The organism is Modestobacter italicus (assembly GCF_000306785.1).
GTDB lineage: Bacteria > Actinomycetota > Actinomycetes > Mycobacteriales > Geodermatophilaceae > Modestobacter > Modestobacter italicus.
The window spans coordinates 2949314-2974264 of sequence record NC_017955.1 but is presented as its reverse complement, the minus strand read 5'-3'; the positions used below and the strand labels follow the sequence as shown (position 1 = coordinate 2974264).

18 protein-coding genes are annotated in these 24951 nt (G+C 73.0%); 5 read left to right on the top strand and 13 right to left on the bottom strand.

All coding sequences use genetic code 11. The annotated features are described in order from the left end of the window. Positions 1-195: 195 nt before the first annotated feature. Positions 196-780: a TetR/AcrR family transcriptional regulator gene (locus MODMU_RS14310; RefSeq protein ID WP_197537329.1), complete on the top strand. Its 585-nt coding sequence runs from the start codon at positions 196-198 to the stop codon at positions 778-780. Between the two features lie 110 nt (positions 781-890). Next, the gene (locus tag MODMU_RS14305; RefSeq protein ID WP_014741002.1) at positions 891-1163 is read left to right on the top strand and encodes a hypothetical protein; all 273 of its coding nucleotides are present in this window, start codon (positions 891-893) and stop codon (positions 1161-1163) included. Positions 1164-1396: 233 nt separating this feature from the next. On the opposite strand, the gene MODMU_RS28540 is transcribed toward MODMU_RS14305, so the two are convergent. Then, positions 1397-1564 (bottom strand): hypothetical protein, encoded by a 168-nt coding sequence (locus MODMU_RS28540; protein WP_014741000.1) that lies wholly within the window; start codon positions 1562-1564, stop codon positions 1397-1399. 109 nt (positions 1565-1673) lie between these two features. Between MODMU_RS28540 and MODMU_RS14300 the strand changes: the two genes are divergently transcribed. Then, entirely contained in the window at positions 1674-2858 is a 1185-nt protein-coding gene (locus tag MODMU_RS14300; RefSeq protein WP_014740999.1) for an MBL fold metallo-hydrolase, read from the top strand. Between the two features lie 145 nt (positions 2859-3003). On the opposite strand, the gene MODMU_RS14295 is transcribed toward MODMU_RS14300, so the two are convergent. After that, positions 3004-4932 carry an FAD-binding monooxygenase gene (locus MODMU_RS14295; protein ID WP_014740998.1) on the bottom strand — a complete coding sequence of 643 codons (1929 nt, stop codon included), beginning with the start codon at positions 4930-4932 and terminating at the stop codon, positions 3004-3006. Positions 4933-5015: 83 nt separating this feature from the next. Between MODMU_RS14295 and MODMU_RS14290 the strand changes: the two genes are divergently transcribed. Beyond that, complete coding sequence (locus tag MODMU_RS14290; protein WP_014740997.1) at positions 5016-5771, top strand: IclR family transcriptional regulator; 756 nt, start codon at positions 5016-5018, stop codon at positions 5769-5771. A 467-nt stretch (positions 5772-6238) separates the two neighbouring features. Here MODMU_RS14290 and MODMU_RS14285 read toward each other — a convergent pair whose 3' ends face one another. The 11 genes from MODMU_RS14285 to MODMU_RS14235 all read right to left on the bottom strand — a co-directional run bounded on the left by MODMU_RS14285 (position 6239) and on the right by MODMU_RS14235 (position 24221). Continuing rightward, positions 6239-7009: an SDR family NAD(P)-dependent oxidoreductase gene (locus tag MODMU_RS14285; protein WP_014740996.1), complete on the bottom strand. Its 771-nt coding sequence runs from the start codon at positions 7007-7009 to the stop codon at positions 6239-6241. Further along, positions 7006-8037 (bottom strand): nucleoside hydrolase, encoded by a 1032-nt coding sequence (locus MODMU_RS14280; protein ID WP_231851633.1) that lies wholly within the window; start codon positions 8035-8037, stop codon positions 7006-7008. Before MODMU_RS14280 ends, MODMU_RS14285 begins: the two co-directional genes overlap by 4 nt. A 47-nt stretch (positions 8038-8084) precedes the next feature. Beyond that, positions 8085-10700, bottom strand: coding sequence for an alpha-L-rhamnosidase (locus MODMU_RS14275; RefSeq protein WP_014740994.1), 2616 nt, complete (start codon positions 10698-10700; stop codon positions 8085-8087). Then, positions 10697-12541 carry a glycoside hydrolase family 3 protein gene (locus MODMU_RS14270; RefSeq protein ID WP_014740993.1) on the bottom strand — a complete coding sequence of 615 codons (1845 nt, stop codon included), beginning with the start codon at positions 12539-12541 and terminating at the stop codon, positions 10697-10699. Before MODMU_RS14270 ends, MODMU_RS14275 begins: the two co-directional genes overlap by 4 nt. Beyond that, positions 12538-14955 carry a glycoside hydrolase family 2 TIM barrel-domain containing protein gene (locus tag MODMU_RS14265; protein WP_014740992.1) on the bottom strand — a complete coding sequence of 806 codons (2418 nt, stop codon included), beginning with the start codon at positions 14953-14955 and terminating at the stop codon, positions 12538-12540. Before MODMU_RS14265 ends, MODMU_RS14270 begins: the two co-directional genes overlap by 4 nt. Positions 14956-15002: 47 nt before the next feature. Further along, the gene (locus tag MODMU_RS14260; protein WP_014740991.1) at positions 15003-16538 is read right to left on the bottom strand and encodes a glycoside hydrolase family 43 protein; all 1536 of its coding nucleotides are present in this window, start codon (positions 16536-16538) and stop codon (positions 15003-15005) included. Next, entirely contained in the window at positions 16535-18988 is a 2454-nt protein-coding gene (locus MODMU_RS14255) for a glycoside hydrolase family 3 protein (protein ID WP_083869749.1), read from the bottom strand. Before MODMU_RS14255 ends, MODMU_RS14260 begins: the two co-directional genes overlap by 4 nt. Positions 18989-19017: 29 nt before the next feature. Beyond that, positions 19018-19845 (bottom strand): ATP-binding cassette domain-containing protein, encoded by an 828-nt coding sequence (locus MODMU_RS14250; RefSeq protein WP_014740989.1) that lies wholly within the window; start codon positions 19843-19845, stop codon positions 19018-19020. After that, the gene (locus MODMU_RS14245; RefSeq protein ID WP_014740988.1) at positions 19842-21659 is read right to left on the bottom strand and encodes a dipeptide/oligopeptide/nickel ABC transporter permease/ATP-binding protein; all 1818 of its coding nucleotides are present in this window, start codon (positions 21657-21659) and stop codon (positions 19842-19844) included. The genes MODMU_RS14250 and MODMU_RS14245 overlap by 4 nt, the downstream gene beginning before the upstream one ends. Beyond that, positions 21656-22597 carry an ABC transporter permease gene (locus MODMU_RS14240; protein ID WP_014740987.1) on the bottom strand — a complete coding sequence of 314 codons (942 nt, stop codon included), beginning with the start codon at positions 22595-22597 and terminating at the stop codon, positions 21656-21658. Before MODMU_RS14240 ends, MODMU_RS14245 begins: the two co-directional genes overlap by 4 nt. A 79-nt stretch (positions 22598-22676) precedes the next feature. After that, positions 22677-24221 carry an ABC transporter substrate-binding protein gene (locus MODMU_RS14235; protein WP_041795281.1) on the bottom strand — a complete coding sequence of 515 codons (1545 nt, stop codon included), beginning with the start codon at positions 24219-24221 and terminating at the stop codon, positions 22677-22679. Between the two features lie 118 nt (positions 24222-24339). Here MODMU_RS14235 and MODMU_RS14230 point away from each other — a divergent pair, with 118 nt between their 5' ends. Further along, the gene (locus MODMU_RS14230) at positions 24340-24948 is read left to right on the top strand and encodes a TetR/AcrR family transcriptional regulator (protein ID WP_014740985.1); all 609 of its coding nucleotides are present in this window, start codon (positions 24340-24342) and stop codon (positions 24946-24948) included. Positions 24949-24951: the final 3 nt, after the last annotated feature.

The following is a 24951-nucleotide window of genomic DNA, read 5'->3' as shown; positions in this document are numbered from 1 at the left end:
GCTGAGCACGCGACCCTGCTGTGGTCACGGTCACGGTTTCTCTGTGCACTATGTCACCGAATCTTACAACGTGTCAAGAAAAGTCTGCCATGGAGCCGTCGAGCTGGCGGGGCTGTCCTAGGCTGGTCGACATGATGCGGCGACCGGCCCGGACGGGGCGCTGAGATGGCTGGTCTGCGCGCAGCGCAGAAGGAGATGACGCGTCGGCTGCTGTTGTCGACGGCCCTGGAGCTGTTCGAGTCGAAGGGCTATGCCGCGACGACCGTCGACGACATCGCCGCGACGGCCGGGACGACGCGGGTGACCTTCTACGCCTACTTCCCGTCGCGCAGCGACCTGATGAGGGAGCTCATCGCCGAGCTCAACCAGCTCTTGGAGCGGATCAGCTCACCCGGTCACGGGTCCACCGCCAACGACCTGGTCGCGGCGGTGCGCGACGGGTCCCGGGAGGCCATCGGGGCGTGGCTGCTGGAACGATCGAAGCAGTGGGACACCATCCGCCCGTACACCGTCGCCGCCTTCGAGGCGGCGGCCGTCGACCCCGAGCTGCGGGGGCTGGTGGACCAGTGGATCGAGGAGGTCGCCAGCGACATCGAGGCCGGGCTGGACCAAGCCGGCCGCTTCGCCCCGGCCACCCGCCACATGCGTGGCGTGCTGGCGTTCGCCCAGCTGGACCACGTGGCCCGGAACTGGGCGCAGGACCGCGAGCGGGCGGACCTCGACCGCATGATCGACGTCCTCACCGACAGTTGGTGGCGGTTGCTCTCCGACGGTGCCTGAGGCGTGACCGACCGGGTCTCTGCCGCGCTGGCCGTGCCCGGCGAGCGGCGGTCCGTCGTCCGGGACGGCGCGTCGACCTCTCCCGGCACGGCGAGAGCGACTGGCGGGCGGTGTACGGCTTCGAGGTGTGGGCCCGCGACGTCCTGGCTGTCGCCGCGGCGGCGGACGTGGACACGCCGGCCCTCGTCGGCTCGAGCACGGGCAGCGTCGCCTGCCTCGTCGCGACGACCCTGCAGCCCGGCGTCCGGGGCCTCGCGCTGATCGACACCCCGATCGGCCTCCCGCGCCGGGACCCGGGCGGGTCGGCGCCGCGCGAGTGCGGGTACACGCCACCCGCGAGGAGGCGGTCGGCCGGTTCCGGTTGCTCCCACCGGGCCCGGTGACCTGTCCGATCGTCGAGGCGCACATCGCGCAGCCCTCGGTGCGGCCGGTCGAGGGGGGATGGGCTCCCCGGACCGACCCGGCTGCCCTGCGTCCGGTCCTGTTGCCGGTCGCGCTGGTCGCCTTCCTGCGCCTCGTGCCGGACCGCTGGTAGCGCCGGCGGGAGCCCGCGCTCAGCGCTGGGGCGCCCCGCTTTCGGGCAGCAGGTACCACCAGCTGTCGGCGAGGACATCGATCATCGCGTCGAGCTCGGCCCGGGACCGGCCCTGCGCCCAGTGCGGGCCTCATGGTCGAGCTGCGCGAACGCGAGGATGCCGCGGGCGTGCCGGGTGTCCCGGTCGAAGCGGTCGGCCTGGTCCAGGCCGTCCTGGATGTCGGCCAGGACGCGGGTCCGCCCGCCCACGTGACGGCCGGATCCCCTGCTATGCCTGTCGTACGGCGAGACAGTCTACTTGACACCGGGTAAAGCAGAAGGCCACAGTGCACACCAACCAGCGAACGGAGGCACGACGATGTGCGACGTCATCAGCGGGGTGGCTGCGGATCCCTCGATCCCTGCGGCCAACCGGCGGCAGTTCCTCCAGGTCCTGGGGGTGACCGCAGCGGCCGGCGGACTGCTCGCCGCGGGCGCCGCGCCGGCCTCGGCCGGCGGGCCGGGCGCCTCCGGAGGCAGCCGCCCGAAACGGACCCGGCTCGTCCTGCTCGGTACCGCCGGGGGCCCGGGCATCCTGGGAGCCGAGCGCGCCGGCATCTCCACCGCGATCGCCTACCGGGACCGGGTCTACGTGGTGGACCTCGGTCTCAGCTCGCTGCAGCGGCTGCGGCAGAGCAGCCTGTCCGGGCCGGCCGGGGTCGCCTCGACCCTCAGCAACGTGCGGGGCATCTTCTTCACCCACCTGCACAGCGACCACCTGATGGACTGGCCGGCGACCTATGCGACCGGGCCGATCAACACCATGGGCCGCACGGGGCCGCCCATCCAGGTCTTCGGGCCCGGTGCCCGGGGCACCCTGCCGCGGGTGTTCCCGCCCAACCGGCCGGCACCGCCGGTGTTCGCACCGCAGGACCCCACGCCGGGCATCACCGGCATGACCGAGCACCTGACCCGGGCCTGGGCCGCCGACTTCAACGACCGGGCCCGGGACAGCAACTTCGCCGGTCCGCAGAGCACGTTCGCCGTCCAGGACATCGACCTGAGCGGCATCTGGGCGCCGGACCCGCTCGGCATACCACCGCGTCTGCAGGCGCCGATCCCGGTGTGGACCGACGACGAGGTCACCGTCACCGCCACGCTGGTCGACCACCACGCAGCCGCACCGGCGTTCGGGTTCCGGTTCGACACCCCCGACGGCTCGGTCACCGTGTCCGGGGACACGGCCGTCAGCGAGAACCTCATCGACCTCGCCCGGGACACCGACTACCTGGTCCACGAGGTCATCGACCCCGGGTGGGTCGCCCGCCTCGTCGCCACGCTGCCCCCGGAGGTGGGCGGGCCCCTGGGCAACCACCTGCTGGAGTCGCACACCACGATCGAGCAGGTCGGCCGGGACGTGGCGGAGAAGGCCGGGGCGAAGAACCTGGTGCTCACGCACCTCGTGCCCGGGGACAACCCGACGAGTCGGTGGCAGCGGGCGCGGCAGGGGTACTCCGGCCGGCTCGTCGTCGGCGCGGACCTGATGGAGCTCGCCGTCCGCTGAGCTGGTGCTCGTCGGGCGGGAGACCGTCCGTCCAGGCAGATCCGTGCGGATGGCCTCCGTCGGGTGGCGCACACCACGCGCCCACGTGCGGGCGGTCCCGAAGGCCGGACCGTCCGGGCGCTGAGCCGCCACGCCTGATGCGGGACTACCGGACGTCGACCAGGACCCCGGACAGGAAGTCGGCCAGTGCCTGGTGCGCGTCCAGGGGCAGCACCGAGGCGACGTGCTGGTCCGGGCGGACGACGAGCAGGCAGCCGGCGTCCCGGTCGACCCCGCGCAGGTCGAACACGTCGTCCGCCTTCGGGTCGGGGCAGAAGACCTTCTCGTGGTCGATCAGCCCGAACCTGCCCTTCCTGGGCAGCAGCACCGGGGGCAGCGTGTCGACGGCCAGGTCGCGGTGGCCCTGCTGGAAGACCGCTCGGACGTCGATGACCGAGTCGGGGTCGGCGCCGGCCGGCGTGTGCCGCGCGATCGGGGACTTCTCCGACGCCAGGAAGTCGCACAGCCGGCGGGCCCTGGAGTCCGCACTCGCCGGATCGGTGCGGTCGGCGAGGACGTAGAGCCGCCAGGCGCCGTCCGCCCGGGCGGCGTGGCCGAGCTGGACGGGCTTGGCGTCGGCCAGCCGGACCACCGGGGCGGAGTGGAAGCGCATCCCGACCGGGAAGCCCGCCGCGAGGTGCTGGTGCGTCGGCTCGGCCGTGATCATCGACGGCGTGTACCGGGTCGCCACCCCGGCGGTGTAACGCCCCTGCGCGGCGAAGTACCGCTGGAACTCGGCGGGGTCGACGCCGTCCCCCTGGGCTCGAGCGGACTCCTTCGGCGGCGCGCTGAACATCCGCGCGAACTCCCGGTCGAAGTCGATGAGCTCCTGGGCGACCGCCTGGCGTTCGGCGGAGTAGGTGCGCAGCAGCTCCGGCCGCGCGGTGCCCCGCAGCACGGACGCCAGCTTCCAGCCGAGGTTCCAGGCGTCGGCCATGGAGACGTTCATGCCCTGGCCGGCCTTGGCGCTGTGCGTGTGGCAGGCGTCGCCGGCGATGAACACCCGGGGCAGGCGCGTGTCGACCTCGTCCGCCGGTACGTCGTCGAACCTGTCGCACAGCCGCTGGCCGATCTCGTAGACCGACCACCAGCCGACGTCCTCCACGTCGATGCGGTACGGGTGGAGAACCCGGTTGGCCACGGCGGTCAGCTTCTCGGGGGTCACGCTGCGGTCGTCCAGCATCTCCCGGTCGCTGACCTGGTCCAGCTCGATGTAGAGCCGCACGAGGTACCCGCCCTCGCGCGGGATGATCAGCAGGTTCCCCTGGTTGGCCGAGAGGATGGCGCTCTTGAGCCGGATGTCGGGGAAGTCGGTGACGGCCAGGACGTCCATGACGCCCCAGGTCTGGTTCATCGGGTCACCGACCAGCTCGCGGCCGATCGCGGTCCGGATGCTGCTGCGGGAGCCGTCGCAGCCGACGACGTACTTCGCCCGGACGGTGGAGGTCCGGCCGGTCTCCTGGCCGCCGGCCAGGTGCTGCAGGGTGACGGTGACCGGGTGCTCGGAGTCGCGCTCGGCATCGACGGTGAGCCCGCTGGCGTGCAGCCCGTAGGCCGGCACCGATCTGCTGGCCGAGCGCGCCATCGACTCACGGAGGTAGGCCAGCATCCGGGCCTGGTTGACGATGACGTGCGGGAATTCGGACAACCCGTCCTCGACGTCGTCGATCCGGCCGGTCCGGATGATGTGCGCAGGCGCCTCCGGGTCCGGCCGCCAGAAGGACACCTCGTTCACCCAGTAGCCCTCGGCCACGAGCTGGTCGGCCAGCCCGAACGCCTCGAAGATCTCCACGGTGCGGCAGGCGACGCCGTCGGCCTGGCCGATCTGGAGGGGACCCTCGCGGCGGTCGATGACCAGGGTGGTGATGTCGGGGAACGCGGCCAGCTGCGCGGCCAGCACGAGTCCCGCCGGCCCGCACCCGGCGATCAGCACGTCGACCTCGTCCGGTACGCCCTCGGGCCGGTCCGCCACGGACGGGTGTGGCGGCTCGACGAGCGGGTCCCCGGGTCGGTAGCCGTTGAGGTAGAACTGCACGTTCGCCTTCTCTCCCTGGCGTGGCGCTGGGCGGTCCTCCCGAGCGTCCCTTCGTCCCGCGCAGAGGGATAGGCTTTTCCGCTGTGAAGAACAGACCGACCTATGCGGTCGGCTCCGTCGACTCGGCGTTGCTGCTGGCCACTCTGCTCCAGCAGGAAGGGCCGATGCGGGTGACCGACGCGGCCGCCCGGGTCGGCATCTCCGTCTCGACCGCGCATCGGTTGCTGGGCACTCTGGTGTACCGGGACTTCGCCGAGCAGCTGCCGGACCGCCGGTACGGCCCCGGCCCGGTCCTGCGTCGCGGCGCGGTGCAGCAGTCGTCGGTCGCCGCCCTCCGCGAGATCGCCCTCCCGCACCTGCGGCGCCTCGTCGACGCCCTCGGCGAGACGGCCAACGTGCTGGTCCTGGCAGGACACGACGTCCGGTTCGTCGCCACGGTGGAGTGCGACCGGGTGCTGCGCGTCGGTGACCGCACGGGTCGGGCGCTGCCGGCCCACCTGGCCTCGGGTGGCAAGGCGTTGCTGGCCATGCTGGAGCCGGACGAGCTGGCGGCGGTCCTCGCCCCGCTCGAGGAGGATGAGTCAGCCGCGTTGGAGCGTGACCTCCGGACCATCCGCCGCCGGGGCTTCGCGGTCAACGACCAGGCGACCGAGGCCGGACTCACGGCCGTGGGAGTCGCCATCCCCGCTGCTGACGGGACCGCCGGGGCTGCGCTCTCGGTGGCCGCGCCCACGGCCCGGTGCTCGCGGGACCGCGTACCGATCTGGGCAGCCGCGCTGGGGGAGACCGCCGCCGCCATCGCCCACGAGCTCGCTGACACGGCCCATCCGGCCGGATAGCACCACCATCCTGGGGCACGGCGCTGGAGCGCAGGCGGTGCCCCGGGCGGGCCGATGATCAGCCGTACGGCAACCGGCCCAGGAACCCGGTACGACGACGAATCCGGCTCGTGGTGCCGCGTCAGCAGCTTTCGGCGTAATCGACCGGCTCGCGCAACGGTCAGTACCCCGGGCTCGTTTGACCACCATTTTGACCACCATTTGAGTCCGGCCGCCCCCGGCCGCCGTAGTCCGCCGCAGACCAGCCGAGCAGCTAACCTGCGGAAATGGACTTCGGCGAACTGCCCCGAATGCCTGGCCGACGACTGGGGGTCAAGGGGTCGCAGGTTCAAATCCTGTCAGCCCGACAGAGCAGGTCAGAGGGGCGTCGTCCGACCGGGCGGCGCCCCTTCGCTCGTCGGTACCGGAACGGCCGCTGCCACCGGGGATCTCGAGCGTCGTGCTCGTCGTGCCGCCGTGCAGCTGAGTCAGAGGGTGGTCATGCCGCCGTCGACCGCGACGGCGGCACCGGTGGCGAACGCCGAGTCGTCACTCGCCAGGAAGACGTAGACACCCTCGAGGTCGGCCGTGGTGCCGGCCCGCCCCATCGGGATGCGGCTCACGATCGCCGCCCGGGCCGCCGGGTCCTGTGTGATGGTGCTGACCAGCCCGGTCTCGGTGTAGGGCGGGATCACCGTGTTCACCCGGATGCCCCGGTTCGCGTAGGCGGCGGCGACCGTGCGGCCCAGGCCGTGCATGCCGGCCTTGGACGACGCGTAGGCGGTGAAGTCCGAGCCCTCCCCGCGCACGCCGGTGGGGCTGCCGGACAGCACGATCGAGCCGCCGCCGATCGTGAGCATGCCGCGGACGGCGTACTTGAGGGTAAGGAACGCCCCGGTGAGGTTGACGTCGTGGGTTCGGCGCCAGACGTCCAGGTCGAGGTCCGCGACCGCAGCATCCTCGCCGAACAGCTGGACGCCGGCGTTGACCACCACGACGTCGGGCACCCAGCCGTCGGCGGCGAGCGCAGCGAAGCCGGCTGCGACGCTCTGCTCGTCGGTGACGTCCATCGCCACCGGACGGGCGGTCGCCGCCGTGGCCGCGGTCCGTGCTCCGGCGGCGTCCCGGTCGGCGTAGGCCACCCGGGCGCCCTCGGCGACGAACCGGTCAGCGACGGCCCGGCCGATGCCGGCCGCCGCGCCGGTGACCAGTGCTGTCTTCCCACTCAGCCGACCCGAGGGGCCCGGGACGGGGCTCATCCGGCAGCGCCCGCGGCCTGACGCCAGCGCGCGAAGGCGGTGAACTTGGCGAACATGTCCTCGAACATCAGCCGGGTGTCGATCCGCGTGTAGACGCGGATGGGCCGGCCGTCGTCCCGCACGTGCATCCCGGCCCGGTCGTCGAAGGTGGGCGCCGGGACGACGACGTGGTCGCTGGAGGCGGGGTCGGGGTCGAAGCCGGACTGCAGTGCGGTCAGCAGGACCAGCGGGGAGTCGCCCATGCCGTAGGTCTCGGCCCGGTCGACGCCGAGGAAGGCAAGCTCCCGGCGGGCGGCCTGCAGTTCGCCCCACAGGTGGGCGCCGAAGTCACCGAGACCCGCGACCCGGCTGTGCAGTTCGCTGTCGGCCACCAGGCACTGCCGGTAGGCGTTGCGGGGCACCTGCCAGATCCGCAAGGGGGACTGGTTGAACACCACGGCAGCGGCGACCGGGTCGATCCCGAGGTTGTACTCCGGCTCCACCGTCCCCGCGGGCGGCTCGGCGTGCCCCGGGTACTCCGGGCCGCCGATCCACACGAGCGTCAGCCGGTCGGCGATGCGCGGCTCGAGCAGGTAGGCGCTGGCGATCTCGGTGAGCCCCCCGCCGCAGGCGACGTACAGGGGCGTCTGGACGTCCCGCATGGCCTCGGCGACGATGGCTCGCGCGGCGGGTGAGTCGATCGGCTCGGTGTCGCTGGTCAGCGCGGTCTCGGAGCCGCGCACCACCAGTTCGTCGTCGGCGTGCATCCCCATCACCGTCAGCAGCTCGTCGATCTTGCTGCAGCCGTGCCCCACGGTGTCGTCGGCGTAGGGGAACCCGGGGAAGGCGTTCAGTCGTGAGCTGACCACGGCGCGGACGTCCACCGACGGCGACAGCAGGTGGTGCGCGAGCTGCCACAGGTCGTCCGGGTCACCGGCGAAGTCGTTGTCGGCGATGACCCGGCACCGCGCCCCGCGGACCAGCTCCGCGGGCAGCCACGGGAACTCGCCGTACCTCCAGGTCCGACTCTGCTCGACGTCCTTCGTCACGTGCATGGTCCTCTCGTTCGCTGAGTCGTCGACGCCCTCAGGGCGGGTCATGCGCCCGCCCCGGTGAGCAGGAGGGTGTGCTGTCCCGACCCGAGAAGGGCGACGGGTTGCTGCGGTGACCAGCCGGCCGGGACGGCGAACCGGCCGGTCGTGCCCGGCGGGAGCGTGACGTCGACGGTGAGCGTCGCCCCGTCGGTCGACCAGCCCACCGACGCCGGCCCGTACTCCGTCTCGATCGAGGCGGCGGCGCGGGTGAGCCCGCCGCCGGGCTGGGGGGCGACGAGCACCTCGCGGTAGCCGGGCGCGGCGGGGGAGAGGCCGGCGACGGACTCGTAGAGCCAGGACGCGACGGCGCCGTAGGCGTAGTGGTTGAACGAGGACATCGTCGAGCCGTCGGCCATCTGTCCGGGGTGCACCGAGCCATCGGCCAGGATGCCGTCCCAGCGCTCCCACATCGTCGTCGCGCCGTGCCGGATCTGGTACAGCCAGCCGGGGCACTCCTCGTTGAGCAGCAGCTGGTAGGCCTCGGCGAGGTGTCCGGTGGCGGTGAGTGCGGGCAGGACGAACGGGGTGCCCAGGAAGCCGGTGCCGATCCGTCCGCCGGACGCCCGGACCAGGCCCGCGAGCGCGTCGCCGAGCGCGGGCAGTTCGGCATCGGGCGCGCTGCCGAACACGATCGCCAGCGCGCAGCCGGTCTGCGTGGTGGGCGCGAGATCGGCCCACTTCGCCCAGGCTGCCTGCGCCACCCGGTCGCCGAGGGCGGCGTACCGGTCGGCGTCAGGACCGCGGCCGAGCTCCCGGCAGGTGGCGGCGAGCAGCCGCGCGCTGTGCGCCACGAAGACGGTCGCGACGTAGTCCCGGTCGGTGACCGCCTCGAAGGGCCGCTCCGGCGGGGCGTTGGGGTCCAGCCAGTCACCCAGCTGCAGGTAGCCGCTCCAGGTGCCGTCCTCGGCCAGCAGGCCGGCGACGTAGTCGACCCAGCGCTGCATGCTCCCGACGTGCCGGCGCAGCAGGTCGCGGGAACCGTGCGCCCGGAACAGGGCGGCCGGCACGACGGTGACCGCGTCGGCCCAGCCCGCCGCTCCGTCGGCCTGGGGCAGCGGGCTGGGGAACTCCCCGGTCAGGCAGTTGGGCACCACCATCGGCACGCCGCCGCTGGGCAGCTGCTCGATGCCGACGTCGGTGAGCCAGCTGTCCAGGAAGGCGCGGCTGTCGAAGTTGGCCGCCGCGGTGGGCGCGAACGCCATGATGTCGCCGGTCCAGCCCAGCCGTTCGTCGCGCTGCGGGCAGTCGGTCGGGATGGACAGGAAGTTGTCCCGCTGCGACCAGATGACGTTCGAGAACAGCTGGTCGACCCGCGGGTTCGAGCAGCTGAACTGCCCCGTCCGACGCAGGTCGCTGGCGACGACGGCCACCCGGACCGCGTCCACCGTGACCCCTGGCGGGACCTCCACCTCGGCGTACCGGAAGCCGTGGAAGGTGAACTCCGGCTCCAGGTCGGCGGTGCCGCCGGCCAGCACGACGGTGTCGGTGGCGCGGGCCGAGCGCAGCAGCGTGGTGACCAGCCGGCCCTTCTCGTCGAGCACCTCGGCGTGCCGCACGGTCACCCGGGCGCCGCTCGGGCCGGTGACCCGCAGCCGCAGCCAGCCGGTCACGTTCTGCCCGGCGTCCACCGCCAGCGTGCCGTCGGACAGCTCGCTGACCTGCGGCTCGATCTCCTGCAGCACGCGCACCGGCGGCAGCGCCCGCTGGCTGAGCCCGGCCGGCAGCGGCAGGGTGCCCACCGGTTCCCAGCCGGCATCGTCGAAGCCGGCCTCGGCCCAGCCGACCGGCTCCTCGCGCAGGTCGATGTCGCAGCCGTCGTAGAGGTCGGCCGCTCGCACGGCCCCGTACCCGCCGCGCCAGTGCTCGTCGGTGCTGACGGTGACCGTGCTGCCGTCCGCGCAGCGCACTTCCAGCTGGGCCAGCAGCGCCGAGGCGTCGCCGTAGAAGTCGCGCAGCCGGTCCCAGCCCAGGTTGCCGCGGAACCAGCCGTCGCCGACCGAGCCGGCCAGCACGTTGCGCCCGGCCCGCAGCAGGGCGGTGACGTCGTGGGTGGCGTACAGCAGCCGGTCCCGGTAGCTGGTCCACCCCGGCTCCAACAGCTCGTCGCCGACCGGCCGGCCGTTGAGCGTGGTGCGGTGCACGCCGAGCGCGGTCAGGTACAGCCGGGCGGAGACCGGCTCGGCGGGCAGCTCGAACTCCCGGCGCAGCAGCGGGGCCGGCCCGACGCCGTCCCGGCCGCGGTCGCCGGCCAGGAAGACCGGCCGGGCGGTCCAGTCGGCGTCCTCGAGCAGCGCGGCCTCCACGCAGGCGGGCTCGCCCCACGCCGTCCACCCCTGGTCAGTGCGCACCCGGACCCGCCAGTACGCGACCTGCCGGCTGGTCAGCGGCGCGGCCGGCCAGTCGTGGTCGACGACGACGTCGGAGTCGACCTCACCGCTCGACACCGGGTCGGCGAACCCGGGATCGGGGGCGACCTGCACCTCGTAGCCGCGCTGCAGCACACCTGAGCGGTCGGCGGCGAGCGACCAGGACAGCCGTGGCGTGGCGTTCGCCGTGGCGGTCAGGCCGGAGTCGTCGTCGGTGCGCAGCCGGACGACGGTGACGGTGGGGTCGCTCACGGCTGGGGGGTCTCCGGGATCTCGAGGCCGTACCCGTACGGGTACAGCGGGTCAGCGGTGTCGGAGGGGACGTCGGGCCGGCTGGCCCGCACGGCGTCCATGGAGCGGGGCAGCTCGAACGGCAGCCGCCCCCGCGGGGGGATGCGGCCGGTCAGCGCGTCGAGCAGCGCGGCGTCGGAGGAGCCGAAGCTGACCGTGAGCGCGGCCACCGTGCCGTCGAACGGGGTGAGGACGGCGGCCCGGTCGAGGGTGACGTCGAGGACGACGGGCAGCCGGGCGGCGAGCGCGGTGACCCGGTCGACCACCTCGACGGGGAAGTCCAGGGAGCCCTGGTGGAACATCGCCTCGAGGAAGTACTCGTCGCGCGGCTCGAACGGGGCCTGCAGCCGGACGAGCGCGAGGTCGGCGTCGGCCGGGTCGTCGACGACCTCGCCGTAGCCGGCGGCGACCGCGGGGTCGACCCCCTCGACGTAGAGCCGCCGGCCGGGGGCGATCGGCAGGAGGCCGGTGCCGGCGAGCACGGTGACCGCCTCGGCCTGGGCGCGGTGCCCGGCGGCGCGGAACTCCGCGGCTCCGACCACCCGCTCGGCCGCGTCCTCGTCGACGTAGGGGTCGTCGAAGAGGCCGAGGGAGAACTTGACCAGCAGCAGGCGGCGCACCGCCTCGTCGATCCGCTTCTCCTCGACCCGACCATTGGCCACCAGCTCGAGCACCAGGTCGGTGCGGGTCTCGCCACCGAACTGGTCGGCGCCGGCGTCCAGGATCAAGGCGGTCCGCTCCAGCGGGGACAGGTGCTCCACGCCCCACGCGCGGGCCGGGAACGGTTTGCCGAAGACCTCGGCGTCGGTGACCAGGCCCCAGTCGGTGAGCACGACGCCGTCGTAGCCGAGCTCGTCGCGCAGCAGCCCGGTGATGATCCGCCGGTTGAAGCTGAATGCGACCTCCTCGACCGGCTGCCCGTCCAGCTCCAACCCGACCGGCAGGCCGTAGTACGGCATCATCGCGCTGGTCCCGGCGGCGATGGCGGCGCGGAACGGCTCGAGGTGCTCGTCGAACCGCCCGCCGGGGTAGACCTGCTCGCGGCCGTAGGGGAAGTGCGGGTCCTCGCCGTCGCGCTGGGGACCGCCGCCGGGGAAGTGCTTGGTCGTGCAGGCCACGCTGTCCGGCCCGAGCCGCTCGCCCTGCATGCCCTGCAGGAACGCGGTGACGAACGCCGAGGCCGTTGCGGCGTCCTGCCCGAAGGTCTGTGCCTGCCGGCCCCACCGGGGCTCGGTGGCCAGGTCGACCTGCGGGTGCAGCGCGGCCCGCAGCCCCAGCGCCAGGTACTCGCGCCGCACCACGTCGGCGAACTCCCGCACCCGCTCGGGGTCACCGATCGCGGCCAGTCCCAGGCTCTCGGGCCACTGGGACAGCGAGCCGGCGGCGAACGAGATGCCGCTGTTCTCGGTGAAGGAGTGCCGCGGGTCGGAGGAGAAGGTGACCGGGATCCCGTGCGGGGTCTGCTCGGCCAGCTCCTGCACCGCGTTGACCCAGCGCGCCGTCTCCCGCGGCGAGGGCAGCGTGTGCAGGTTGAGGTGGTTGACCAGCCGCTCGCCCACCAGCTCGCGGGTGGTGTGCGGACTGAACCCGGCCGGCACGTCGTGCTCACCCGGCTCGCCCACGCCGAGGATGGTGTGGAACAGCAGCCCGGCCTTCTCCTCCAGCGACAGCCGGGGCAGCAGGTCGGCCGCCCGCTCCTCGGCCGACAGCCGCGCGTCCTCGTAGGGGGCCATCACCCCGTCGCCGTCCAGGTCGCGGAAGCGGATCCCCTCGGGGGTGACGGCTGTCCGTCGCGTGCTCATCGGGCCTCCAGTCGGACGGTCACCGGGGCGCACCCGGGAGCGGTCGCGGTCACGGTGATCGGACCGGCCCCGGTGGGCCGGACGACGGCCAGCGCGTGGCCGTCGAAGGTGGTGTGCACCTCGTCGAGGTAGGACTCCTCGGTCGCCGGCGCCGCGCTGCCCAGGCCCTGCAGCACGGCCGGCCCGTCGACGGCGACGGTGACCTGGCGGTCGGCGCCGAGGACGACGGTGCCCGCGGCGTCGGTGAGGGCCAGGTCGACGTGGGCCAGGTCGGTGTCGTCGGCGCGGATCGCCGTCCGGTCGGCGACGACCGTGAGCTGCACCGGGCCGGTCGTCGACCGCAGCGTGCTGCGGCCGGTCTCCTCGCCACCGGTTCGGGCGACCGCGGTCAGCTCGCCGGGCGTGAACGTGACCTCGAACGTGGCCCGGTACCGGTGCTCCTCACCGGCCGGGGCGGTGCCCAGCGACCGGCCGTCCTGCAGCAGCTCCACCTCGTCGGCGTCGCTGTAGACCTCGACGGTCACCGGTCGCCCCTCGGCGCCGGTCCAGCTCCAGCTGCCGACCGTGTCGGTCCACGACCACGGGGTGAGCACCTGCTCGCGGCCGTGCCGCTCGGGCCGCTCGACGGCGAGGTAGGGGTCGCGGCGCAGGCCGAAGACGATCTCCCGGTAGTAGGAGGCAGGACGTCGCTGCCCGGTGAGGTCGATGTCGCCGCACCACGCGGCCAGCCACGGCCAGGGCGCGGCGAGCTGCGCGGCGGCGGGGTCCTCGGCGTCGGACACCCGCCCGATGCCGGCCTCGCCGAGGTAGTCCCAGCCGGTCCAGGTGAAGTCGCCGATCACGTGCGGGAGGTCCTGCACCTGCCGCCAGAGCCGGTCGATCTGCGCCGGGAAGGTCTCGCTGCCGACGATGACCCGGTTCGGGTACCGCTCGCGGTCGGCCGCGTAGCGGGAGTCCATGTAGTTCATGCCGGCGACGTCGAGGACGCCGAAGGTCTCGGCGGTGGCGTTGCCGACCGTCTCCGACGCCGCGATGGACGTCATCATCTCGCCCATCGTGGCCAGCATCGTGTTGATGCCGACCTCGTCCGGCGACGGCAGGGCCATCGTCGCGGGGTCGAACGGCGTGCTCAGCGTGCCGTTGACCCCGTTGGTCACCAGCCGGGTCGGGTCCAGCTGCCGCACCCGCTCGGCCAACCGCCGGGACCACAGCGCGCCGGAGGGTCTGCCGACCTCGGGGATCTCGTTGCCGATCGAGTACATGACCACGCTGGGGTGGTTCACGTCCTTGCGCACGAGCGCCGCCAGGTCGCGTTCCCACCAGTCGGGGAACGTGAGGGCGGAGTCGAAGTCGGTCTTGCCCTCGGTCCAGACGTCGGACAGCTCGTCCATCACCAGCACGCCGAGCCGGTCGCAGGCCTCGAGCACCGCCCGGCTCATCGGGTTGTGCGCGCTGCGCAGCGCGTTGAACCCGGCGGCCTGCAGCAGCTCGACCCGGCGCTCGTCGGCGCGGTCGATCGCCGCGGCGCCGAGCACGCCGTTGTCCGAGTGCACGCAGGCGCCGCGCAGCAGCACCGGCTCGCCGTTGATGCGCAGCCCGCGGTGCGGGTCGACGGTGACCGTGCGGATGCCGAAGGAGACGGTGTCCTCGTCGAGCACCTCGTCGCCGTCGGCGAGCGTGACCGCGGCGGTGTGGAGGGTGGGGGAGCCCGGCCCCCACAAGGCGGGCTCGCGCACCGGGATCCGCTGCCGCACGACCGCGGGCTCGCCCGGCCGGACGGTCACCGGCACCCGGTCGGACCCCACCACGGTGCCGGCCGCGTCGCGCAGCTCGGTGACCACGGTGACCGTGCGCAGCCCGCGCCCCTCGTGCTCCACGGTCGTCGCCACCTCGACCAGCGCGAGGTCCCGGTCGACGTCGGGGGTCGTCACCCGGACGCCGTCCAGCGCGATGTGCAGCAGCGGGCCGACGACCAGGTGCACCGGCCGGTGGATGCCGGCCCCGGCGTACCAGCGGGAGTCGGCGTGGCTGCGGCACTCGACCCGGATCTCGTTGTCCTCGCCGGGTCGCAGGTGGTCGTCGAGGGCGACGGTGAAGCCGGTGTAGCCCGCGGCCTGCTGCCCGGCCAGTGCGCCGTTCACGTACACCTGCGCCGAGCGGTACACGCCCTCGAGGTCCAGCAGCACCGTCCGGTCCCGCCACTCCGCCGGGGCCGCCAGCGTCGTCCGGTACTCGTAGGTGCCGCCCGGGGTGAAGCCCGAGGCGGCGCCGTGCTCCGGACCCCGCTCGCGGCCCAGGGTGGCGTCGTGCGGGAGCGTGACCGGCTCCCACGGCGGGGCGCCGCCGGTCAGCTCGGCGAAGGGGCTGGCCTTCGGCCGGGTCTGCCAACCGGCGGTGAACGGGGTCCGGCGCATGCGGGGGTCGAGCTCCTCGGGTCGTGGGGGTGGGGCGGGGGACCTGCTCAGTGCGGGGTGACCTCGCCGGGGCGGTGCTGCTCGCTGCTCTCCGAGCCGGTGTAGCGGTAGCCGGCGACGGCCACGGTGCCGTCGACGGCGTACGGCCCGACCACGCGACCGGTGAAGGAGGCGCAGACCTCGGCGCTCCAGAACCGCCCGTCGAGTTCGGTCACCTCGACGTCCTCGCCGCCGGCCGCGGCGACGAGCCGGATCCGGTCCCCGCCCATGGCCTCGGGGGAGAAGCCGCCGGCCGGCAGCCGGGTCTCGATCCGCAGCTCGACCTCGCCGGCGGGCAGCGTCGCGGTCCAGTCCTGGGCCAGGCCGGAGACCCGGGCCCGGGCGGTGACGGTCGTGCTGCCGCCGTCGGTGTGCGCCTCCAGGCCGTACCAGGAGTGCTCGTCGTACCGGGACGCGAGCCCGCCGGTGCCGGCGGTCACGTCGAGCCGGACGGCGACGGTGGAGATGTGGTGCCGCTGCCGGCGGCCGACGAACCGCGGGTGCCGGTCGGCCATCGTGCGGCCGTCGCCGGTCAGCACCAGCCGGCCGCCGTCCGTCGTGGCCACCTCGGTGGGCAGGGTGCGGACGGCGAGCCAGCCGGGGTCGCTGAGATCGCCGGCGGCGAAGTCGAACTCCTCGGTGGAGGTGCCCGCTCGCGGGGCGAGCTCCACCGGCTCGGGCTGCGGCCAGTCGTCGACCCAGGCGACGTCGGTCACGAAGGTCTCCCGGCCCAGTGGGGAGAACGCCACCGTCGCGCCCAGCGGCCGCATGCCGAGCAGCACCAGCGCCGACCCACCGTCGGGGGTGTCCACCAGGTCGGCGTGCCCGGTGTTCTGGATCGGCCGCGGGGTGCTGCGGGCGCTGAGCACCGGATTGGCCGGGTGCCCCTCGAACGGGCCCTCCGGCGAGCGGCCGCGGGCCACGCTCACCGAGTGCCCGCGCTCGGTGCCGCCCTCGGCGATCAGCAGGTACCACCAGTCGCCGCGGTGGTACAGGTGCGGCGCCTCGGGGAACTTCAGCCCGGTGCCCGACCACAGCGAGCGTGGCTCCTCCAACGCCTTGCCGGCCGTGAGGTCCGCGCGCACCTGCTGGACCCCCAGGTGTCCGCCGCCGTCGAAGTTGATGCCGGAGAAGGTGACGTAGGCGGCGCCCTCGTCGTCCCAGGTCAGGTCCGGGTCGATGCCGCTGACGCCCTCGATGGTCGTGCCGTCGTCCCACGGGCCGGCCGGGTCGGTGGCCGTGTAGACCACGCAGCCCTTGGGGCTCATCGGGACGGTGACGATGACGTAGAAGGTGCCCTCGCGGTACCGGATGGTCGGCGCCCACACCCCGAGCCCGGTGGGCACGTCGCCGATGAGCAGCTGCTCGGGGCGGGTGGCCACGTTGCCGATCTGGGTCCACTCGGCCAGGTCGGTGCTGCGGTACACCGGGATGCCCGGCAGGTACTCGAACGTCGAGGTGACCAGGTAGTACGCGTCGTCGGCCAGCACGATGCTGGGGTCGGGGTTGAACCCGGGGACCAGCGGGTTCGGGCCGCGGCTCACGCTGAGACCTCCAGCGTCGTCTCCAGCGGCAGCTCGACGGCGGTGGTCCCGACCCGCAGCCGGTAGACGCCCGGCTCGTACTGCCAGCCGCCGGCCCAGTGGGCGAGGTACCGGGTGGGCACGGCGACCTCGACCTGAGCGGTCTGCCCGGCCGGCACGCGCACCGGAGCGGAGCCGACCAGCCAGCGCACGGGGCGGTCGACCGTCGAGTCGGGCTTCTCCGCATAGACCTGCACGACCTGCTTGCCGTCGCGCTCGCCGCGGTTGGCCACCTCGACGCTGACCGTCACGATCTCCCCGGGCCGGGCCCGGGACGGCGCCTCGACGCCGGTGAGCTCGACACAGGTGTAGCCCTGGCCGCTGCCGAACCAGTAGGCCGGGGTGGCGCCGGACCGCAGCCACGCGCGGTAACCGATGTGGATGCCCTCGGTGTACTCCACGACCCCGTCGACCGGGGTGCAGGACAGCACCGGGACGTCCGCCTCCGCGGCCGGCCAGGTGGTGGGCAGCCGGCCGCCCGGCTCGGCGACGCCCAGCAGGACGTCGGCGACGGCGTTGCCGAACTCCTGGCCGCCGAACCAGCCCAGCAGCAGCGCGGCCACGTCGTCCCGCCACGGCAGCAGCACCGGCGCGCCGGCGTTGACCAGGACGACGGTGCGCGGGTTGGCCGCCACGACGGCGCGGACCAGGTCGTCCTGCCGGCCGGGCAAGCTCAGCGACTCCCGGTCGTAGCCCTCGGACTCGACGATCGAGTTGGTGCCGACCACGACCAGAACGACGTCGGCTGCCTCGGCTGCCTCGGCCGCCTCGGCGATCAGCGCGTCCTCGTCGACCTCGGCCGGCTCGGTGCCCAGCTGCAGGAACAGCGCGTGGGCGGCGAAGCCCTCCTTGGCGCTCAGGTCGTGCACCAGGCGGACGTCGACCGGCTTGCCGGCGACCAGCTCGACCTCGGCGGAGGCGGTCAGCGGGTTCATGAACGCCGCACCCAGGTCGGTGCCGCTGGGCTGGAGATCGGACTCGACGAGCAGCTCGCCGTCGACGTACAGCTGCGCGGCGCCGATGAGGGCGAAACCCAGCCGGACGGTCTGCGACTCGGTCGGGGTCCAGCGCGCGGTCAGCTCGTAGGTGGCTGCCGCGGCGATCGGGGCGTCGCCGCCGAAGTAGACCAGCACGCTCTTGCGGCGGTCCTCACCGAACAGTTCGGCACCGTCGGCCGTGAGGAAGCGGGCGCGCAGCCCGGGCCCGCCGGTGACCGGGTTGGTCAGCTCGGCCAACGGCAGCTCGACCAGGCCGTCCTGCACCACGGCGCCCAGGGAGTAGCTGACCTCGGCGTCCGGGAGGGCCGCGCGGACGCCGTCGAGCGGGGAGACGGTGTACTCCGGCAGCACGGTGGCGCTCCCGCCGCCCTGGGTGCGGGCCGCGGCGGCGTTGTTGCCGATGACGGCGACCTTCCGCAGCGATGTGGCGTCCCAGGGCAGCTCGTCCCGGTTCTCCAGCAGCACGGTGCCCTCGACCGCGGCCTCGCGGGCCAGGGCCACGCCGTCCTCGACCCAGACCGGGTCGATGGCCGGCGAGCCCTCCAGCGCGCCGACCCGCTGGGCGAGGGTGAGGATGCGCAGCACCTTGCGGTCGACGACCGACTCGTCGATCGCCCCGGTGCGCACCGCCTCGACCAGCGCGTCGCCCCACGGGCCGACCGGGCCGGGCATCACCAGGTCCTGTGAGGATCTCGCGGACTCCAGGCTGCGGACGGCGGTCCAGTCGCTGACGACGACGCCGTCGAAGCCCCACTCGCTGTTCAGCGGGGTCTCCAGCAGGTCGTTCTCGGTGGCGGTGGCCCCGTTGATGCCGTTGTAGGCGCTCATCACCAGCCACGCGCGGGCCTCGGTGACCGCCTTCTCGAACGCCAGCAGGTACAGCTCGCGCAGGGTGCGCTCGTCGGCGCGGACGTCGACGGTGAAGCGGTCGGTCTCGAAGTCGTTGGCCACGTAGTGCTTGGGGGTGGCACCGACGCCGTTGTCCTGCACGCCGGTGACGTAGGCGGCGGCGAGCTCGGCGGTGAGCACCGGGTCCTCGCTGAAGGCCTCGAAGTGCCGGCCGCCCAGCGGCGAGCGGTGCAGGTTGATGGTCGGGCCGAGGACGACGTCCACGCCCTTGCGGCGGGCCTCGACGGCGGCGGCCGCGCCGTACCGGCGGGCGATATCGGGGTCCCAGGCCGACGCCAGCGCGGTGGCCGAGGGCAGGTTCAGCGAGGGGTCGCGCTCGTCCCAGACCTCGCCGCGCACGCCGGAGGGGCCGTCGGAGACCAGGATCCGGCGCAGCCCGATCTCCTCGATCGGCCAGGTGTTCCAGAAGTCCCGGCCGGTGAGCAGCTGGACCTTCTGCTCCAGTGAGAGGGCGGCCAGGGCGTCGGTCAGGCGGCTGTCGGTGCGGGCCGTGGTGTCGGTCATGGTGTCCGTTCGCGTCGAGGAGGCGGGGTTCATGCAGCGGCGAGGCGGCGGCGCTCGGCGCGGCGCTGCTCCTGCTGGACCGGGTCGGGGACGGGGGCGGCCAGCAGCAGCTTCTGCGTGTAGGGGTGCTGCGGGCGGCTGGTGACCTGGTCACCGTCGCCCCACTCGACGATCTCGCCGCGGTACAGCACCGCGACCCGGTGGGACAGGTGCCGGACGACGGCGAGGTCGTGGGACACGAACAGGTAGGCGACCCCGGTGCGCTCCTGGATCTCCTTGAACAGCGCCAGCACGCGGGCCTGGGTGGACAGGTCCAGGGCCGAGACCGGCTCGTCGCAGACGATCAGCCGGGGCTCCAGCGCGAGCGCCCGGGCGATCGCGATCCGCTGCCGCTGCCCGCCGGAGAACTCCCGGGGCAGCCGGCTGCCGGCGTCGGCGGGCAGGTGCACCTGGTCGAGGAGCTGGCGCACCCGGCGGGTCGCCTCGGCGCGCTCGATCTTCTGCACGGTGAGCGGCTCGACGAGGATCTGCTCGATCGTCAGGGCTGGGTTCAGCGACGTGTAGGGGTCCTGGAAGACCACCTGGATGTCGCTGGACAGCGCCCGGCGATCGGCCCGGGACAGCCGGCTGATGTCCCGGCCGTCGTAGCGGATGCTGCCGCTGCTCACCGGCGCCAGACCGAGCACGGCCCGACCCATCGTGGTCTTGCCGGATCCCGACTCACCCACCAGCCCGACGCACTCGCCCGGGCGGATGTCCAGGGAGACCCCGTCCAGCACCCGGAAGGGAGCCGCCCGGCGGCCCTTGACCGGGTACTCGACCACCAGGTCGGAGATGTCCAGCAGCGGTCCGGTCATGACGGGGCTCCCTGAGGGGCGGCGGCGGGGGTGAGGGGGCCGCGGGGCTCGCCGTCCTCGAGGACGGCCTCGAACAGTGCGCGGGTGTACCCGTGCCGGGAGCCGGCGAAGAGGGATCGGGCCGGTCCGGTCTCGACGATCCGCCCGTCGCGCATGACCGACACCCGGTCGCAGAGGTCGGCCACCACGCCGAAGTTGTGGGTGACCAGCAGGACGCCCATGTCGAACTCCGACTGCAGGTCGCGGAGCAGGTCGAGCACCTCGGCCTGCACCGTGACGTCGAGGGCGGTGGTGGGCTCGTCGGCGATGAGCAGGTCGGGGTTGCAGGACACCGCACCGGCGATGAGCACCCGCTGGGCCATGCCGCCGGAGATCTGGTGCGGGTAGGCGGCGTAGGTGCGTCGCGGGTCGGGGATGCCGACTCGTTCCAGCAGGCCCAGAGCCCGCTCCCTCGCCTCCGCCCTGCTGATCCCCAGCTTGAGCCGCAGCGGCTCGGTGAGCTGGTGGCCGATGGTGAACGCCGGGTCGAGGTTGCTCATCGGCTCCTGCGGGACGTAGGCGATCCTCGCCCCGCGAAGCGCGGTCATCTCCTTCGCCGAGGCGGAGGCCAGGTCCGCGCCCTCGAACTCGATGACGCCGCCGACGATCCGGCCACCGGCCGGGAGCAGCCGCAGGATCGACCAGGCGGTCTGGGTCTTGCCCGAGCCTGACTCGCCGATCAGGCCGTGCACCTCCCCGCGCCGCACGGTCAGGGACACGTCGCGGACGACGGTCGTGACCGTGCCGTCGGGCTGGTCGTAGCCGACGGACAGCCCCCGCACGTCCAGCAGCACCTCGCCGCGGGGACCGGCCGGCTCCTCGTGCACGACGACCGGCTCGCCGGTCACCGAGACGGCGGCCGGGTTGCGGCGGGCCCGCCGGCTGACCTTGGGCGCTGCGCTGCGCTCGAGCTCGTCCCGGAGCGCGTTGCCGAGCAGGACCAGGGCGACACAGGTGAGGCCGATCGCCAGGCTCGGCCACAGCAGCTGCAGCGGCGCGCGGAAGATGACCGAGAAGGCGGCGTTGAGCATGCCGCCCCAGGTGGGCCGGCTGGGGTCGCCGAGGCCGAGGAAGTCCAGCCCGGCCTGGATGGCGATGGCGATGCCGGCGATCCCGGCGGCCAGGATGATCGCCGGGGCGCGGACCACGGTGAGGACGTGCTTGGCGATGATGCGTCCGTCGGAGAGCCCGGACACCCGGGCCGCGTCGACGTAGAGCTCGTGCCGCACGCCCGACACGGCCGCGGAGACGACCCGGTAGAACGCCGGGGCGATCAGCACGCCGAAGATGGCCATCGCGGTGAAGACCGAGGGCCCGGTGACCGTCCGGGCGGCCAGCAGCACCACGATGGCGTTCAGCGACATGATCAGGCTGGCCGACCAGGAGGCGACCGACTCGAACACCCGGCCGTAATAACCGGCGATCAACCCGGCGCTGATGCCCAGCACCGCGGCGACGACCACGGTGGTGGCGGCACCGGCCAGGCTCAGCCGCGAGGCGTAGAGCAGCCGGGACAGGATGTCGTGGCCGGAGGCGTCCGCGCCGAGCGGGAACGACCCGCCGGGGGTGGCGAGCACGTCGTTGGCCGAGGCGGTGTTCGGGTCGTGCGGCGCCAGCAGCGGGGCCAGCACCGCCGCGAGCACGACGAGCACCAGCCAGGTCAGTGCCAGGACGCCGGTGGGGTTGTGCAGCAGCCGGCGGGACAGCGAGACCCGGGCAGCCCGCTCGAGGGTCGCGACCGGTACGACCTGAGCGGGAGGGAGTGTGGCGGTCATGCGGTGCGCACCTTCGGGTTCAGCCAACCCTGCAGCAGGTCGACGACGAGGTTGACGATGACGACGAGCACGGTCACGGTGATCACCAGGCCCATGACCAGCGGGATGTCCCCCTGGTTGGTGGCGCCGACGGCGATCTGGCCCAAGCCGGGGATGGCGAAGATCTGCTCGACGAAGATGGCTCCGCCGATCAGCGCGATGAACTGGATCGCCAGCACCGACAGTGCCGGGCCGGCGGCGTTGCGGAGGACGTGCTCGTAGATGACCCGGGACTCCGACAGACCACGGCTGCGCAGGGTGCGCACCCAGTCCTGCCGCTGCGCGTCGAGCATCGAGCCGCGGACCTGCTGGGCCACCCCGGCGATGGCCCCGATCGAGAGTGCGATGACCGGCAGCGTGATGGCCGCCAGCCAGCCGCCGGGGGAGTCGGCGAACTGCGTGTAGCCGGTCGGCTTGAACCACCCCAGGTTGATCGCGAACACCAGGACCAGCCCGATCGCGACGAGGAAGCCCGGGATCGCGATGCCGACGACCGAGACCAGCTGCACCAGCCGGTCGACCCAGCCGCCGCGCTTGGCCGCCAGGACGCCGAGCAGCACGGCGACCACCGCGCTGACCAGGGTGGCGCCGATGACCAAGGACAGGGTGACCGCCGCCCGGCTGGTGATGGCGTCGACGACCGGCTGGCCGGTGAACCACGACGTCCCGAGGTCGCCGCGGACGGCGTGGGAGAGCCAGTCGCCGAACTGGGTGAGCAGCGGCCGGTCCAGGCCGAGCTGCTGCGCCTTCAGGTCGACGGTCTCCTGCGAGGCGGTCTGCCCGAGGATCGTGCGGGCGATGTCACCGCCGGCGGCGTAGAGGAGGAAGAAGGTGGCCACGGAGATGACGACGATCAGGACGGCACCGGCGGCCAGTCGTCGCAGCACGAATCGGAGCACGGGGATCCCTTCGACTCTGGAGGGTCGGTCATGGACCGGCTGGGCCGCCGCCGGGACGACGGCGGCCCACCCGCGGTGTTCAGGACTTCGGCTGGATGTTCTGCAGGTACGGGTAGGCGTTGTCGCTCTGGTGCGTGACCTCGAGGTCGCTCGACGCCGCGAACGTGCCCTGGTTGCGGTAGAAGGGCACAAACCAGGCCTGGTCGACCACGTACTGGTTGAGCTGCTGTGCCGCCGCGTCGGAGTCGGCCTGTGAGCCGGTCTGGATCGTCTGCAACAGGCCGGCGACGGTCGTGTCGGGCTGGTGGAAGACGTTGAACGTGGCGCCCTGGGCGATCGAGAACTGCGCGACCTGCCAGGCGGTCGGGTCCTGCTGGAGGACGAAGAAGGACGCCGGGTACTTGGCGCTCAGCAGGTCCGGGATGGCCTGGCTCAGCGGCAGCGGGGTGTACTCGACGGTGATGCCGACGTCCGCGAGGTACTGCTTGAGCAGGTCGTACACGACGGTGGTGCCGATCTGCACCTGCGGCATCTGCAGCGTGAAGCCGTCGGGGTACCCGGCCTCGGCCAGCAGCTGCTTCGCTGCGGCGGGGTCGTAGTCGTAGGTGTCGTCCAGCGACTCGTCGAAGGCCGGGTTGCCCTCACCGAACACCTGACCGGTGACCGTGCCGAGGCCGTTGTTGGCCGCCTTGAGGACGGCGTCGCGGTCGACTGCGTGGGCGATGGCCTGACGGACCTGCACGCTGCCGAGTTCGGGGGCCAGCTGGCCGGCACGGTCGAAGAGGATCAGCCCGGCCCAGTCGAGCTCGTGGGTGACCAGCTGGTAACCGGTTGACTCGACCTGGTCGTTCGCCGAGTTGTCGATCAGGTTGACGCCGTCGACCTGGCCGCCCTGGACTGCGTTGACCTGCGTCTGGATGTTGTCGTAGACGTTGATCGTCAGTTCGTCGAAGTGCTGCTCATCCGGCGCCCAGTAGTCCGGGTTCTTGGTGAAGACGTACGTGGAGCCGACGACCGTGGCGTCCGTGTCGAGCACGTAGGGGCCGGAGCCGATCGGGGTGGTCTGCTCGTCGGGGGTGCCGAAGGCCGCGGGGCTCTCCTGCGCGCCGGCGTTCTGGGCGAGGTAGTTCAGCAGGGCCGGGTCGGGCTGGGACAGCGTGATCTGCAAGTGGGTGGGGTCGACGGCGGTCGCATCGGAGACGTTGGCCAGGTACGAGGCGTTCGGTGAGGTGCCGTTCTTGAACCGCAGGATGTTCTGCGCGGCCACGTCGGCGTCGAACTCCGTGCCGTCGGTGAAGGTCACGTCGTCGCGCAGGGTCATGGTCAGCACGGTCTTCGAGTCGTCGTAGGACCACTCCGTGGCCAGCCACGGCTCCACCTCGGCGTCGGGGGACTCGCGGAGCAGGCTGTCGTAGACCGCCTGGACGTAGGGGGACTCGTTCGCCCAGGCGGCGTTGGCCGCGGCGAAGGAGGTGGGCGGCACGATCACGCCGAGCGTCAGGGCGTCGCTGCTGCCCCCGCCACCACTGCTGCCCCCGCTGTCTGCGCCGCCACAGGCAGACATCACCAGCGAGGTGGCCAGGGCCAGGGCCGCGATGCCAACAGCCCTTCTCTTACCGAGCACGGTCGTACCTCCGGGGGGGTGCGCACCCCCGAGTGGGGTGACGTGGCGCACAACGTAGCCGGAAAACCTACCGAGCACTAGGTTTGTTTTCAGACGGTTTCAGCGTTACCTTCCGGGCATGACGGCGATCACACCCAGGCCTCGCGGCGAGTACGCGAAGACCGCTGCCAGGCGGGTCGAGATCCTCACGGCGGCGGTCGAGGTCTTCTCCAGCGCGGGCTTCCACAAGGGGTCGCTGCGCGACGTCGCCGAGCGGGCCGGGCTCAGCCAGGCCGGCGTGCTGCACCACTTCCCGAGCAAGACGCACCTGATCGAGGCGGTGCTCGAGTGGCGCGACGAGCAGGCCCAGGCGCTCTTCGGCGACCAGACCGCCGGAGTGCTGAGCATCCGGGCGCTGGCCGACCTGGTCGAGTACAACCAGCGGGAGACCCCCGAGCTCGTCGAGCTCTACGCGACGTTGTCAGCCGAGGCGACCTCGCCCGAGCACCCCGTCCACGACTACTTCCGCCGGCGCTACACCTGGGTGATCGGCTACGTGCGCGAGGCACTCCAGCAGGCCGACGCGGCCGGCGAGCTCCGCGCCGGGGTCGACCATGCCGGCGCCGCCCGCACGCTGGTCGCCCTGATGGACGGACTGCAGGTCCAGTGGCTGTACGACCGCAGCTCGGTCGACATGGCCGCCGAGGTCCGCCGCTACGCCCAGTCGCTGTTCACGGTCGAGATCTGACCG